The organism is Flavobacterium sp. UBA7680 (genome assembly GCF_002482975.1).
Classification (GTDB): domain Bacteria; phylum Bacteroidota; class Bacteroidia; order Flavobacteriales; family Flavobacteriaceae; genus Flavobacterium.
In genome coordinates, this window is record NZ_DLHA01000031.1 from 15,225 (window position 1) to 29,789 (window position 14,565).

General features: G+C 34.9%; 13 protein-coding genes. 10 read left to right on the top strand and 3 right to left on the bottom strand.

Annotation, left to right across the window (positions count from 1 at the left end; genetic code table 11):
* The first annotated feature begins 226 nt into the window (after nt 1-226).
* The 6 genes from B3C18_RS13440 (at nt 227) to B3C18_RS13465 (ending at nt 5,966) form a co-directional block, all read left to right on the top strand.
* Nucleotides 227-1,099: a helix-turn-helix domain-containing protein gene (locus B3C18_RS13440; RefSeq protein WP_053473141.1), complete on the top strand. Its 873-nt coding sequence runs from the start codon at nt 227-229 to the stop codon at nt 1,097-1,099.
* A gap of 234 nt (nt 1,100-1,333) precedes the next feature.
* On the top strand, nt 1,334-2,347 hold the full coding sequence (gene hemH / locus B3C18_RS13445; RefSeq protein ID WP_291147596.1) for a ferrochelatase: 1,014 nt from the start codon (nt 1,334-1,336) through the stop codon (nt 2,345-2,347).
* A 74-nt stretch (nt 2,348-2,421) separates the two neighbouring features.
* Nucleotides 2,422-2,970, top strand: a complete 549-nt coding sequence (locus tag B3C18_RS13450; protein WP_291147598.1) for a CopD family protein — start codon at nt 2,422-2,424, stop codon at nt 2,968-2,970.
* Nucleotides 2,971-3,194: 224 nt separating this feature from the next.
* Entirely contained in the window at nt 3,195-4,610 is a 1,416-nt protein-coding gene (locus B3C18_RS13455) for a sensor histidine kinase (RefSeq protein ID WP_053473138.1), read from the top strand.
* Between the two features lie 10 nt (nt 4,611-4,620).
* The gene (locus B3C18_RS13460; protein ID WP_291147600.1) at nt 4,621-5,403 is read left to right on the top strand and encodes an enoyl-CoA hydratase/isomerase family protein; all 783 of its coding nucleotides are present in this window, start codon (nt 4,621-4,623) and stop codon (nt 5,401-5,403) included.
* 164 nt (nt 5,404-5,567) lie between these two features.
* Nucleotides 5,568-5,966 carry a hypothetical protein gene (locus B3C18_RS13465; RefSeq protein ID WP_291147602.1) on the top strand — a complete coding sequence of 133 codons (399 nt, stop codon included), beginning with the start codon at nt 5,568-5,570 and terminating at the stop codon, nt 5,964-5,966.
* 161 nt (nt 5,967-6,127) lie between these two features.
* Here the strand turns inward: B3C18_RS13465 and B3C18_RS13470 are convergent, their stop codons facing one another.
* From B3C18_RS13470 to B3C18_RS13480, 3 genes are all read right to left on the bottom strand, one after another.
* Nucleotides 6,128-6,781, bottom strand: coding sequence for a metal-dependent transcriptional regulator (locus tag B3C18_RS13470; RefSeq protein WP_053473135.1), 654 nt, complete (start codon nt 6,779-6,781; stop codon nt 6,128-6,130).
* A gap of 96 nt (nt 6,782-6,877) precedes the next feature.
* Entirely contained in the window at nt 6,878-8,746 is a 1,869-nt protein-coding gene (locus B3C18_RS13475; protein WP_291147605.1) for an Nramp family divalent metal transporter, read from the bottom strand.
* 74 nt (nt 8,747-8,820) lie between these two features.
* Nucleotides 8,821-9,213 (bottom strand): Fur family transcriptional regulator, encoded by a 393-nt coding sequence (locus B3C18_RS13480; RefSeq protein WP_053473133.1) that lies wholly within the window; start codon nt 9,211-9,213, stop codon nt 8,821-8,823.
* Nucleotides 9,214-9,307: 94 nt separating this feature from the next.
* On the opposite strand from B3C18_RS13480, the gene B3C18_RS13485 reads away from it, so the two are divergent.
* The 4 genes from B3C18_RS13485 (at nt 9,308) to B3C18_RS13500 (ending at nt 14,330) form a co-directional block, all read left to right on the top strand.
* Nucleotides 9,308-9,661 (top strand): MerC domain-containing protein, encoded by a 354-nt coding sequence (locus B3C18_RS13485; protein ID WP_291147607.1) that lies wholly within the window; start codon nt 9,308-9,310, stop codon nt 9,659-9,661.
* Nucleotides 9,658-10,863 carry a GTP-binding protein gene (locus B3C18_RS13490; protein ID WP_291147609.1) on the top strand — a complete coding sequence of 402 codons (1,206 nt, stop codon included), beginning with the start codon at nt 9,658-9,660 and terminating at the stop codon, nt 10,861-10,863. Before B3C18_RS13485 ends, B3C18_RS13490 begins: the two co-directional genes overlap by 4 nt.
* An 11-nt stretch (nt 10,864-10,874) precedes the next feature.
* Nucleotides 10,875-11,783: an NAD(P)/FAD-dependent oxidoreductase gene (locus B3C18_RS13495; RefSeq protein WP_291147611.1), complete on the top strand. Its 909-nt coding sequence runs from the start codon at nt 10,875-10,877 to the stop codon at nt 11,781-11,783.
* A gap of 285 nt (nt 11,784-12,068) precedes the next feature.
* A complete protein-coding gene (locus B3C18_RS13500) occupies nt 12,069-14,330 on the top strand; it encodes a TonB-dependent receptor (protein WP_291147613.1) in 2,262 nt (753 codons plus the stop codon).
* Nucleotides 14,331-14,565 lie beyond the last annotated feature (235 nt).

Sequence of the window (14,565 nt, forward strand, 5' to 3'; positions counted from 1 at the left end):
AAATTCACTTTCATAAAGTGCAACAAAATTATTACTATACTGTTTATAAAAGTAACGCTAAAAGTGCTTTTTGTATCGCTACATGATTTTTTGATTCTAAACGTCTCATTTTATTCAAAAAGAAGTACTTTTGTAGCAAAATCAACTTGTTAGAAATGATTTGTTTAGAGTCATTCTAAATAACATTTTGCTTTTCTTTTGATTTTAGTTTCAAAAAAATATCGCTATGAGTTCTCAAGAAGTTATAAAAATTGAAGACGACTTTACGCTGATCCGTTTTCAAAATGATGGTCCGGAGCCTTTTTATGCACAGCATGAAATAGGTACAGGCCTGATACAGTTTCACTTTGGTATAAAAGGCAATGCTAAATTTTTGTTCAATCAAGGCAATTATGCTTTAGAATTGAAAGAAGAAAAATCGCTGCTTTTATACAATCCGCAGAAAGAATTGCCTCTTAATTTAGAATTGGCTCCAAACTCGTGGGTGATTTCGGTAATTGTTTCCATCAAAAAATTTCACGCGTTGTTTTCTGCCGAAGCCGATTATATTACTTTTTTAAGTCCTGATAATAAGGACAAAAAATATTATAACGAAGGAAATATTAGTCCTTCTATGGCTATTGTGTTAAGTCAGCTGTTTCATTACAACCTTCATCCATCCATAAAAAACCTTTATTATAAAGGAAAAGGATACGAATTGTTGAGTTTGTATTTTAACAGAACCGAAGATCCAAATGCAGAACAATGTCCGTTTTTGATTGATGAAGATAACGTTCTAAAAATCAGAAAAGCCAAAGAAATTATAATCGCCAATATGGCAGAACCTCCGGGATTGCAAGAACTGGCAGATGAAATTGGTTTAAATTTAAAGAAACTCAAAATGGGTTTCAAACAAATTTACGGCGATACAGTTTACGGTTTTCTGTTTGATTATAAAATGGATTTCGCCCGAAAACTTTTAGACAGTGGTTCTTATAACGTAAACGAAGTGGGGCTTAAAATTGGCTACAGCACCGGAAGTCACTTTATAGCAGCTTTTAAGAAAAAGTTTGCCACGACTCCAAAAAAATATTTAATGTCGATTAATGCGAATGTTTAAGTTTTCGCCACTCCCGATAGCTATCGGGATCACGAATTAGCACAAATTAAAATCTGCTAAATCAGTAAAATCTGTGGGCCATTACACGAACAAATCAATTTTAGATATTCCACAATAATTAAAAAGTAATAATTATCATATTTCTAAAAAGCAGTAAATTCTACTTTTGACGAAATTTAAAAAAAACAAATAAAAGCTTAAAGCCTAATGCTTAAAGCCTAAAGAAAAAAAATAATGAAAGGCGTATTATTAGTAAATCTAGGATCTCCCGATAGTCCAACAACAAAAGATGTAAAACCTTATTTAGATGAATTTTTAATGGATAAATACGTGATCGACGTTCCGTATTTATTGAGAGCATTATTAGTTCGTGGTATTATTTTAAGAAAAAGACCAGAAGAATCAGCGCACGCTTATGCGAAAATTTGGTGGGAAGAAGGTTCTCCATTAGTTGTTCTTTCAGAAAGAATGCAGAAAAAAGTGCAGCCTCTTGTAAATGTTCCAGTTTCTCTGGCAATGCGTTACGGAAGTATGACCATCGAAAAAGGACTTCAGGAATTAAGCGATAAAGGAGTTACGGATGTAATGCTTTTTCCTTTATATCCGCAATATGCAATGGCTTCGACTTTGACTATTTTAGTGAAAGCAGAAGAAATTCGCAAGAAGAAGTTTCCTCACATGACTTTTACAGATGTTCCGGCATTTTACAATAAACCCGATTACATCAAGAATTTAGCCGATTCAATTCAAAAACATTTAGTTGGATTTGAATACGATCATTTGTTGTTTTCTTATCACGGAATTCCGGAGCGTCACATTCGCAAAACCGACATTACAAAATCACATTGCAAAATTGACGGTTCATGCTGTAACACGCCATCTCCGGCGCATGATTTTTGCTACCGTCATCAATGTTACGAAACAACAAGACAAGTTGTGAAATTATTGGGCCTTCCTGCGGATAAATACAGTCTAACATTTCAATCACGTTTAGCGGGAGATAAATGGTTAGAGCCTTATACTGATGTCGAAATTGATAATATGCCGGCAAAAGGAATTAAGAAATTAGCAGTTGTTACTCCGGCTTTCGTTTCAGATTGTTTAGAAACTTTAGAGGAAATCGCCATGCGCGCCAAAGAAGATTTTGAGAAAAATGGAGGTGAAGAATTCCTGGCAGTTCCATGTTTAAATGATGACGATGAATGGTGCCAGACGGTTTCTAATTGGATTAATGATTGGGCTAAATAAATTTTAGTTTCAAGTTTCAGGTTTTTATCAACTGTAAAGAAACCTGAAACTTGAAACCTGAAACAAAATAATAAATGGAATACTACAACTATCTAAAATCACTGCATCTTATATTTGTGATCACTTGGTTTGCAGGTTTGTTTTATATTGTGCGTTTGTTTGTTTACCAAATCGAAGCCAATGAAAAACCATCTCCCGAAAAAGAAATTCTACAGGCTCAATACAAAATAATGGCCTACCGTTTGTGGTACATTATTACATGGCCGTCGGCGGTTTTGGCGAGCATTTTTGCTTTTTGGATGCTGTTTTTTACAGATGCAGGACACATTTGGCTCGCACAATCTTGGATGCACGTAAAATTATGTTTCGTTTTTCTTTTATATTTATATCACGGAAAATGCCATCAAATTTTTAAACAATTGCAAAACGATGAGGTAAAATATTCGAATAATTTTATGCGTTTATGGAATGAAGGTGCAACAATTATTCTATTTGCCGTGGTCTTTTTAGTAGTTTTAAAAAGTGCCGTCAATTGGATTTTCGGCGTAATCGGAATTATATTATTCTCGGTTTTGATAATGCTTGGATTCCGATTTTACAAGCGTATACGAGAAAAAAAATAAAAAGAGTTTGCCACGAATTTCACGAATTTTCACGAATTTCTTTTTGTAATATTTGCCACAGATTAAATGGATTATGAGGATTAAAAAAATCATTTAAATCCTTTTAATCTGTGGCAAAAAAAAGAATTAGTGTAAATTCGTGAAATTCGTGGCGAAAAAACAAAAAGAACATGCTAAACATTAAAATGACAATGCTCTCACTTCGTACCAGGATTTTCCTGTCGATGATTGTATTGATTGTTGTAGCATCTTTTTTATTGGCTTCGATTTCGATTATTCAGTTTAAAACCGAAGCCAAAGAATATCACCAAGAAAGACTAGAACGAAAAGAAAATGCAGTAAAAGAGCACATCAATTATGTGCTTTCCACTACAACGTATCCGCTAAAAACTCAAAATTTAGATTTAATCTTTAAAGACAAAATCCATGAGTTAGCACAGATTCACAAAATTGAAATCAACATTTACAGCCTTGACGGGAAACTTTTAAAATCATCTAAAGAGTCTTTCGCAGTTGACAAAATTGCACCGCCAATTCCGGAATATATTTTAAAACTGGTTCGTTCTTCCATTGAAAAACGTTTTGTAGACATAAAAACTATCGACGGAGTCAAAAACAGATCTTCATACAGTTTAATTAAAGACGAAAAATTCAAACCACTCGGAATCTTAAATCTTCCGTATTTAGAAGACGACGGTTATTACGATAATGAGTTGAATACTTTCCTGATTCGTCTAAGTCAGGTATATTCTTTTATGTTGATTGTGGCTTTTGCCTTGGCGTATTTCCTTTCAACGTATATCACAAAATCTCTAAAAACCATTTCAGATCGTTTAGAAGAAACGAATTTAGATCAGAAAAACGAGAAAATTGTTTTAGAAGCCAACAGTAAAGAAGTCAACTTCCTGATAAAAGCTTATAACGGAATGGTGGATAAACTGGAAACCAGTGCGATTAAATTGGCACAAAGTGAACGTGAAGAAGCTTGGCGCGAAATGGCGAAACAGGTTGCACACGAAATTAAAAATCCGCTTACGCCAATGCGATTAACGGTTCAGAGTTTCCAAAGAAAGTTTGATCCGAATGATCCTGATGTAAAGCAGAAAATGAACGATTACTCTGAAACCTTAATTCAGCAGATTGATACGATGACGGCGGTGGCTTCGGCATTTTCAAACTTTGCTTCCATGCCGGCACAGCAAAACGAAACCTTAAATGTAGTTGAGGTTGTTGAATTGGCTTTGGATATTTTCAACGAAGAATATATTTCTTTTGAAAGCGATGAAGAAGAAATTATTTCGAAAATGGATCGTACACAATTGATTCGTGTTATTACCAATTTGGTTAAAAACGCAACGCAGGCAATTCCCGAAAGTCAGTTTCAAAAATCAATTGTGGTTACGGTAAAAAGACGAAATAACAATGTCGAAATTGCGGTAAAAGACAACGGAATCGGAATTCAAAAACAAGATATCGGCAGAATCTTCGAACCAAAATTTACTACCAAAACCAGTGGTATGGGACTCGGACTCGGAATTATCAAAAACATTATAGAAAATTACAAAGGAACAATTACCTTTGAATCAACTTACGGAAAAGGAACCACGTTTAGAGTTTCTTTACCTATTACAAACTCTTAAATTCATCGTCATGAACTACGAAAATATATTAATTTCTATTGAGGAAAAGGTTGCTACAATTACTATAAACAGACCGACAAAACTGAATGCTTTAAACAAATCGACAATTAGCGATTTGAGTAATGCCATTAAGCTATTAGGGAAAAGTGACGATGTTCGTGTTATTATTTTAACCGGAAGCGGAGAAAAAGCTTTTGTAGCCGGAGCCGATATTTCGGAATTTGCAAATTATACAGTTGTTGAAGGCGCACAATTAGCAGCCGAAGGTCAGGAATTATTATTTGATTATATCGAAAACCTTAAAAAGCCAGTTATTGCGGCTGTTAATGGTTTCGCTTTAGGCGGAGGATTAGAGTTAGCAATGGCGTGTCATTTTAGAGTAGCTTCAGACAATGCAAAAATGGGATTACCGGAAGTAACTTTAGGATTAATTCCGGGTTACGGAGGAACACAGCGTTTACCGCAATTAGTTGGAAAAGGTCGTGCAATGGAAATGATTATGACCGCTGCGATGATTTCTGCAGAAGAAGCAAAACGATACGGTTTAGTAAATCATGTAGTGCCACAAGAAGAACTTTTATCGTTTACAAACGTAATTGCTCAAAAAATCATTAAAAATGCTCCGTTTGCGATTGCTAAAGCGATTAAAGCAATCAATGCTAATTTTGAAGACGGTAAAAACGGATTCGATACTGAAATAAAATCATTTGGAAAATGTTTCGGAACTGAAGATTTTAAAGAAGGAACTACAGCATTTTTAGAAAAACGTAAAGCTGAATTTACAGGAAAATAAGTTATTCCACAAAGTTGCGCGGAGATAGCACAGAGGTTCACAAAGAAAATTTATATAATCTTTGTGTAACTTTGCGAAATCTTTGCGCAAAATAATAGACAAAGATTATAAAAACTTAGAATCTCAGGATCTCAGGATCTCAGAACCTTAGCAACTTAAAAAAAATGTACGAACCGATATTTGCCCTTTTTTGTGAACGAGTTAAAGAAAGTATTCAAGCTGGAACTTTCGCAAAACTGACTTTGGCTAAAACTATGGGCGACACCGAAATCAAAAATATTTATTTCAGATTGGTTTTGAATGAAGATAATACTTTCTCTATTTCATTAATGACTCGCTATAAAACAGAAGAAATCGAGAGTATTCACACTTTAGATGAAGCTTTATTGGTTTTAGGCTCTTACATCAAGAAACCGTTTCTAACCGCACTTTTGTTTACAACAGATAATGACGTTACTTTTAAAGTAAATAAAAAGAACGCTGGAAGTATTATCGAACAGCCGCCTACATTTAAAAATGCTTCTCCGGTGATGCTTGAAATGATTGACAAGGGGATTGTTTAAATACTATTTTTAGGAATATATATCTGATTTGTCAGGCTGAGCGAAGTCGAAGCCCCATTTGCTGAATCACTTTGCGGGACTTCGACTTCGCTCAGTCAGACAAAAGATAATCTTAGTTTATCTTTGCGAAACTTCTTCGTGAATCTCTGCGAAATAAATCGCTAAACCAACTTTACAAAAAGATTAGAAGCAATTTTATTAGAAATGGATAATTCCTTTCCATCAACCTTAATTTTTACGGATAAATCGAAAGATTCTTTAGAAAGGAATTCAATTTTTGAACCCAAAGCGATTCCTTGTTTATCCAGATATTTAAGGAACTCTGAAGAAGTATCTTTTACGCCCACACAAACTCCGGTTTGATTTTCTGATAATTCAGAAAGCAGTTGTTTCTCAATTTTAATAATTCGGCCGTTAGCATCCGGAATTGGATCACCATGTGGGTCTTCTGTTGGATTTCCCAGAAAATCATCTAAACGGTTAATTAACTGTTCGGATTTGATATGTTCTAACTGCTCCGCAATATCGTGAACTTCATCCCAGCTGAAATTTAGTTTCTCTACCAAAAACACTTCCCATAAACGATGTTTTCTAACAATCATTTTGGCAGCCAGTTTTCCGTTTTCGGTTAACGAAACACCTTGGTATTTTTTATAATTTACTAAATCTTTGTCGGCCAACTTTTTAAGCATATCGGTTACAGAAGAAGCTTTTGTCTCCATGATTTCCGCAATGGCATTCGTGCTCACTTCAGTTTCTAAAGCCGCCGTTAAGTGATATATAGATTTTAGATAATTTTCTTCGGAAAAGGTCATTTCTTTTGAGGTTCTGAGGTTCTGAGGTTCTGAGGTTCTAAGTTTAGGATTTAAAGAAAAACCTTAGCAACTTAGCATCTCAGAACCTCAGCCCCTTTATTTAACAATCAACAAAGGTATTGAAATTTTATGTCTCAATTTATCTACCGTTGTGCCAAAAAGAATATCTTTTAATCCAGTGTGGCCGTGGGTTCCCATTACCAAAATATCGAAAATACCGCTGTTGATGATTTCCGGAATTATTTTGTTTGGTTTTCCAAAACCAAGTTCTGTTTCAATATTAAATCCTTTTTCTGAAAGCATTTTTTTATACTCTAACAATAGTTTTTCATCAATTGTAGTTTCGTGATCATGAATGTGAATTCCATACATCAAAGCACCAACTGTTTCAACAACATGTATAAGGGTGTATTTTGCATCCATTCCGCCTAATTCGAAAGCATGATTTAGTGCCGCTTCATCGGCATGAGAAAAATCGACAGAAACAGCAATATTTTTTACTTCCTGAGTTTTCTTTTGGGAGAAATGAAGTTTCAGGTTATGAGGCGAATGATTTATAGTTTTTGATTTGGCTTTAGCAATAAAAGGTTTAAAAACGATGTAAAGAAGTAAACCTGAAAAAGCAAAAGCAAGCGGAACAACGGTAAGCCATAAAACTATTGGATGATTTGAACTTGCAAGCCATGATGTGATTTCATCATAAACCAACTTTGCATTCAATGAAACAATAATCGCAGCAATAATCCAGGAAACAACCTGAGTTGTTCTGGAAATATGAAAACCATTCATTTTTGATTTATCACTGACAAAATGAATCAGCGGAATAATCGCAAATCCTAATTGTAAACTCAAAATCACCTGACTCAGAATTAAAAGTTTTCCTGTTACACTTTCTCCATAAATCCAAATAACGATTAAAGCAGGAACAATCGCAATTAAACGCGTTATGATTCGGCGAACCCAAGGCTGAATACGTAAGTGTAAATAACCTTCCATAACAATTTGTCCAGCAAGCGTTCCGGTTACAGTAGAACTTTGTCCTGCAGCAATCAAAGCAACTGCAAATAATATTGGAGCCCATTTTGTTCCTAATAATGGTTCCAGAAATTTATGCGCGTCCTGAATCTCGGCAACTTCAAACATTCCGTTTTTGTGAAAAGTTGCAGCGGCAAGAATTAAAATGGCAGCATTTACGAAGAAAGCCAAATTCAAAGCAATTGTCGAATCTATAAAATTATATTTCAAAGCTTGTTTGATTCCGGCTGGGCTTCTGTCAAATTTTCTAGTTTGTACCAAAGAAGAGTGTAAGTAAAGGTTGTGAGGCATTACAGTTGCTCCAATAATTCCGATGGCAATATATAAAGCAGCCGAATTTGGGATAGAAGGAATAAGTCCGGCAATAATTTTTGGAACTTCAGGTTCTGCAAAGATCATTTCGAAAATGAAAGAAAATCCAATAATGGCAACTAAAACAATAATAAAAGCTTCCATTTTACGGATTCCTTTATTGATTAAGAAGAGTAAAAGGAAAGTATCTAAAACGGTAATCAAAACGCCTTCAAAAAGCGGAATCCCAAATAACAGATTAATTCCGATCGCCATTCCGAGAACTTCTGCTAAATCACAGGCCGCAATCGCAATTTCGGCCAGAAAATATAAAATGTAGTTGATGTATTTTGAGTAGGTTTCTCTGGAAGCCTGCGCTAAATCGCGCTGCGTTACAATTCCGAGTCTTGCGCTTAAACTCTGCAAAAGCAAAGCCATTAAGTTACTCATTAACAAAACCCAGACTAAAGTGTAGCCAAACTGACTTCCGCCGGCAATATCGGTGGCCCAGTTTCCGGGATCCATGTAACCAACGCTAACTAAATATGCCGGGCCTAAAAAGGCTAGTATTTTCCTGAAACCTGTTTTTTTATGTTCTGTAGCAACCGATTGGTTAACTTCCTCTAATGATTTGGTCATTTCTAAAATATTGATTTACCAAATATATAGAAAAATTATATTCGCTCAACAATATTTTTAGACTTGTCTAAAACTTAAATGTTAGAATTCAAACATTTTGGACATAATCCGGAAAGTGTGAAGTTTATTTCGTTTACTTTATAATTATGAGGCATAATATAACTTGGCTTTACGGTTTCGAGACAAGTAATTTCATGGCAGTTCTCACAGCTAAAATGGGCATGATTATGAATGTGTACTCTTTGATGCGAATGATTGCATTTTGCATATTTTACAGTACCGTCAAGATTGGAGATTTTATGAATGATATCGTCGTTAACCAGACGATCTAAAATTCTATAAATAGTAACGCGGTCGCAGACATCGTTCAATTGTTTTTGAATTTCGGTGTGAGACAGTGCTGTTTTAGATTTCTCAAAAACCTCTAAAACGGCTGTCTTTGCTGTAGTGTTACGTGTAGCTTTCATTTTATTTTGAATTAAAAAATTTAACGCAACAATGTTGCAATTGATTTTAATGTGTATATTTGCAACAAAATTGCATTAAGCAAATGTACAAGAAATGAAGAAAACAACCTCATCCTTTTACGATATTTTAGGAATTTCGAGCGCGACGATCTGCCTGGTTCATTGTTTGATTTTTCCACTTTTAACAATCCTTCCTTTGGGCATAAGTCACAATCCAATTATCGATTTAGTATTTGCTTCGATAGGCTTATTTGCAATTCTCAAAATTACGAAAAAATCAAGTCTTTTGGTTTCGTCAATTTTGATTGTTTCAATGAGTTTAATCTGGATTAGTATTTTGACTGAAATCTTCTTAGAGATTCATTTGGATCTGATTTATTTTGGCGGAATCGGGATGATCATCGGGCATTTGATTAATTATATAAATCATAAAAGCATACACAAATGAAAAAACTGCCTGTTACAGTATTAAGCGGATTTCTTGGGGCAGGAAAAACTACGCTTCTCAACCATATTCTTCATAATAAAGAAGGATTAAAAGTTGCCCTAATTGTTAACGACATGAGTGAAGTTAATATTGATGCACAACTTGTGAAAAATCAAAATACTTTGTCCCGAACCGAAGAGAAATTAGTTGAAATGACAAATGGCTGTATCTGCTGTACATTGCGCGAAGATTTAATGGTTGAGGTTGAAAGATTAGCAAAGGAAAACAGATTTGATTATTTACTTATTGAAAGTACAGGAATTAGCGAACCCATTCCGGTAGCTCAAACTTTTTCATTTGTGAATGAAGATGAAAATATTGATTTATCCAAGTTTAGCTACATCGATACGATGGTTACCGTTGTAGATAGTTTTAACTTTTTTAAGGATTTTGGTTCGGCTAAAACTTTGCAGGAACAAAACTTATCAGATATTGAAAACGATACTCGTACAATAGTCAATCTTTTGGTCGATCAGGTCGAATTTGCCAATGTTATTATTTTGAATAAAACAGATCTTATCGATTCAGAATCATTAAAAATGCTCAAAGCCTCTATTCAGAAGTTGAATCCTGTGGCGAAAATAATCACTTCGGTTTTAGGAAAAGTAAATCCGAATGAAATTATAAATACAGGATTATTCAATTATGAAGAAGCCGAAAATTCAGCGGGCTGGATTAGAGAATTAGAAGGAATTCATACGCCGGAAACAGAGGAATATGGAATAAATTCTTTTGTATTTAGAGATTCGAGACCTTTTCATCCCAATCGGTTATGGAATTTTATTACTTCAGATTTTCCGGCTGACATCATTAGAAGTAAAGGATTATTGTGGATGGCATCTCGACCGGAACAGGCTATTAATTGGAGCCAGGCTGGTGGATCAATTAAAGCTGAAGGAGCAGGAGTCTGGTGGGCGAGCATGCCGTTAAGCGAACGAATGACATTTAACAATTTCGTTGAATTTCAGGATATAATAGAAGAACGTTGGACATCTAATTTTGGAGACAGGCTTAATGAACTTGTTTTTATTGGTCAAAAAATAAAAGAGACTGAAATTCTCAACGAGCTTAAAAAATGCCTTTGTACAGAAGACGAGATTATAGATTACCATGAAGGTTTGTTTCCAAAAAATGATCTTTTTCCGATATCAAGAACATCTTAAATATTTAAATTATGAAAGACAATTATACATATGATGTCATAATCATTGGCGGAAGCTACAGCGGATTATCTGCGGCAATGAGTTTAGGACGTTCTCTCCGTCAGGTTTTGGTTATTGACAGTGGTTTGCCGTGTAACCGACAAACGCCGCATTCGCATAATTTTATTACACAAGATGGTGAAAAGCCTGCTATTATTTCGGCGAAAGCCAAATTACAAGTGGATCTCTATAAAACAGTCCATTTTTATAACGGACTTGCTGTAAAAGCAGCCAAGAAAGAAAACGGATTTGAAATTTCAACCGAATCTGGTGAAACTTTCAATTCAAGAAAAATCCTTTTTGCAACCGGGGTTAAAGATCTGCTTCCCGAAATTAAAGGTTTTGCGGACTGCTGGGGAATTTCGGTTTTACATTGTCCGTATTGTCATGGTTATGAAGTTAAAAATGAAAAAACAGCCATCATTGCAAACGGCGAAATGGCATTTGATTTTGCAAAACTGATTTCGAACTGGACAAAAGATTTGAGATTATGTACGAACGGAAAATCAACTTTGACTTTGGAACAAACTGAAATACTTAAGAAACATGGTGTTCAAATTTTTGAGGAAGAAATAGATTCCTTTGAACATAAAGAAGGATATGTCAAAAACATCATCTTCAAAAATCAGGAAAGAGTTGAAGTCAAAGCCATTTATGCAAGACCTCCATTTGAACAACATTGTTCGTTACCAGCGGATTTAGGCTGCGATATAAACGAACAAGGTTTGTTAAAAGTTGATTTTATGCAGAAAACAAACGTTGCAGGAATTTATGCGAGCGGAGATTGCACCACTCAAATGCGATCTGTTGCCATTGCGGTTTCTACAGGATCTTTCGCCGGAGCTGTAATCAATAAAGAACTTATTGATGAGGATTTTTGAAGTTTATAAAGTTTCAATAGCCCTTAGCTTCAGCTAGGGGAATTAGATTTGAATCGAAACAGGGCTTTAGCCAAATTGTATCGGTTTGGCTAAAGCCCTATTGGTTTCGTTTATATTTTCATCCAGCTAAAGCTGGACGCTATTGAACTTTTTTAATTTCTCTTTAAATTTCAAAGCAAATAGAAATATAACATATTGATATAAATAAAGTTATAAATTTCTAAATTTAAAATAAGTATTTATAAAATTTAATTTTTAGTTTTGTCTAAAATTAATTTTACCACGATGAAAAACTCAATTTGGATATTGATATTATTTAACTTACACTTTTCTTTTGCTCAGGAAACCTCGAAAATCTCTGGTTTTATAACTGGCAACGGACAAAAATTACAAGCCGCAAATGTTCAGTTATTAGGAACAAAACAAAAAACAGTTTCAGATAGTTTAGGCTATTACGTTTTTGAAAATGTTACTATTGAAGAAGGAAAAATTCAAGCAACTTCGACAGGATTCAAACCAGTGACTCAAAGATTTTCAATTACAAAAGGACAAAACCTAAATCTTGATATTGATTTAGAAGACAACGAAAACCAACTTAACGAAGTAGTAGTTTCGGGAACTTTAAAACCGGTGAAACGTTTAGAAAGTGCCGTTCCTGTTGAGGTTTATTCTCCGGTTTTCTTCAAAAAAAATCCAACACCAAGTATTTATGATGCGCTTCAAAATATAAACGGCGTTCGGCCGCAGTTGAATTGCGGCGTTTGTAACACGGGAGACATTCACATAAACGGTCTCGAAGGTCCGTATACTTTAGTTTTAATTGACGGAATGCCAATTGTAAGCAGTCTTTCGACAGTTTATGGTTTATCCGGAATTCCGAATTCTTTGGTGGAACGAATAGAAATAGTAAAAGGCCCAGCTTCGTCTTTATATGGAAGTGAAGCCGTTGGAGGTTTAATCAACATTATCACTAAAAACCCAACAAATGCTCCAATGTTTTCTGCGGATTATTTTACTACTACTTATTTTGAAAACAATCTTGATTTGGGAATGAAGTTTAATGTTGGCAAAAAAGCGACTTCTCTTTTAGGGATTAATTATTTCAACTATAATCAGGTTATAGATAAAGACCATGATAATTTTACTGATGTAACGCTTTCTGACCGTATTTCGGTTTTTAATAAATGGAGTTTTCAGCGAAATGATAATCGCCTTTTTACGATTGCAGCGCGAGGAATGTATGAGGATCGCTGGGGCGGAGATGTTCGTTGGGAGAAAAAATACCGAGGAGGAGACGAAATTTATGGCGAAAGCATTTATACCAAAAGGGCAGAATTAATTGGAAGTTATCAATTACCGTTTGAAGAAAAACTAATGCTTTCGTTTTCCGGAAATGTGCATTATCAAGACAGTCGATACGGAACAACATCATTCATTGCGAATCAAAAAATTGGTTTTCTGCAATTGACTTGGGATAAGAAAATTGGTAGTAATGATTTACTTGCCGGAATTGCGAATCGATATTCATATTATGACGATAATACTCCAGCGACAAAAGATGCCGAAAGTACCTGGTTACCAGGAATTTTTGTTCAGGATGAAATTACGTTTTCGCCAAAGAGTCAGGTTTTGCTGGGAGCGCGCTATGATTATAACTCGATTCACGGTTCTATTTTTACACCAAGATTTGCGTATCGTTTCAAGGCAAATGACAACACGATTTTCAGATTAAACGCCGGAACTGGATTTCGCGTTGTGAATTTATTTACCGAAGATCACGCAGCTCTTACAGGTTCACGAGAAGTTGTAATTAAAAATGATTTAAAACCGGAACAATCTGTAAACGTAAACTTGAATTATATTCAGAAAATAAACCTTAATAACGGAACTTTTATCGGAATTGAAACCACAGCTTTTTATACTCGTTTCAGCAATAAAATCATTTCAGATTACGAAACAGATCCTAATAAAATCATTTATGATAATATAGATGGTTACGCTATTAGTCAGGGAATCAGTACCAATGTTGATGTCAATTTTACCAATGGTTTAAAGTTTATTTTGGGCGCGACGGTTTTAGACAATAAAAATGTTCAGGACGGAGTTTCAGAAAGACCTTTCCTAACCGAAAAATTTACAGGAACTTGGAGTGTATCTTATAAAATAGAGCCATGGAATTTATTGCTGGATTATACCGGAAATGTTTACAGTCCGATGAAACTGCCTTTGCTAAACGAATATGATCCGAGAAATCCAAATTCGCCTTGGTATAGTATTCAGAATATTCAGTTTACATACACAGGCTGGAAGAATTTCGAACTTTACGGCGGTATCAAAAATTTGCTGAACTTTACTCCAAAGCAGAATAATCCGTTTTTAATTTCAAGAACGAATGATCCTTTTGATAAAAATGTGCAATACGATGCGGCAGGAAAAGTGCTGAGAACCCCAGATAACCCATACGGATTGACTTTTGATACGACTTATGTGTATGGGCAGAACCAAACGATTCGTGGATTTTTTGGGTTGAGATATACTTTGAGGTAAATTTATGGGGCACAGATTTGACAATAATGTAAATTGAAATAATGCCAATTCATAATTAAACTGGACTGAAGTCCAGCCCTACAACATAGTTCGTTCCGTTGGAACTTAAAGAGCCATAGGCTCGATTCATATTGTAGAGCTGAACTTTAGTCCGGTTTAATGGCACGAAAAAGATATATTTTTTGTGAGATTTTTTATGTCGTCGTAACTAAAGTCCAGCCCTACAACATAGTTC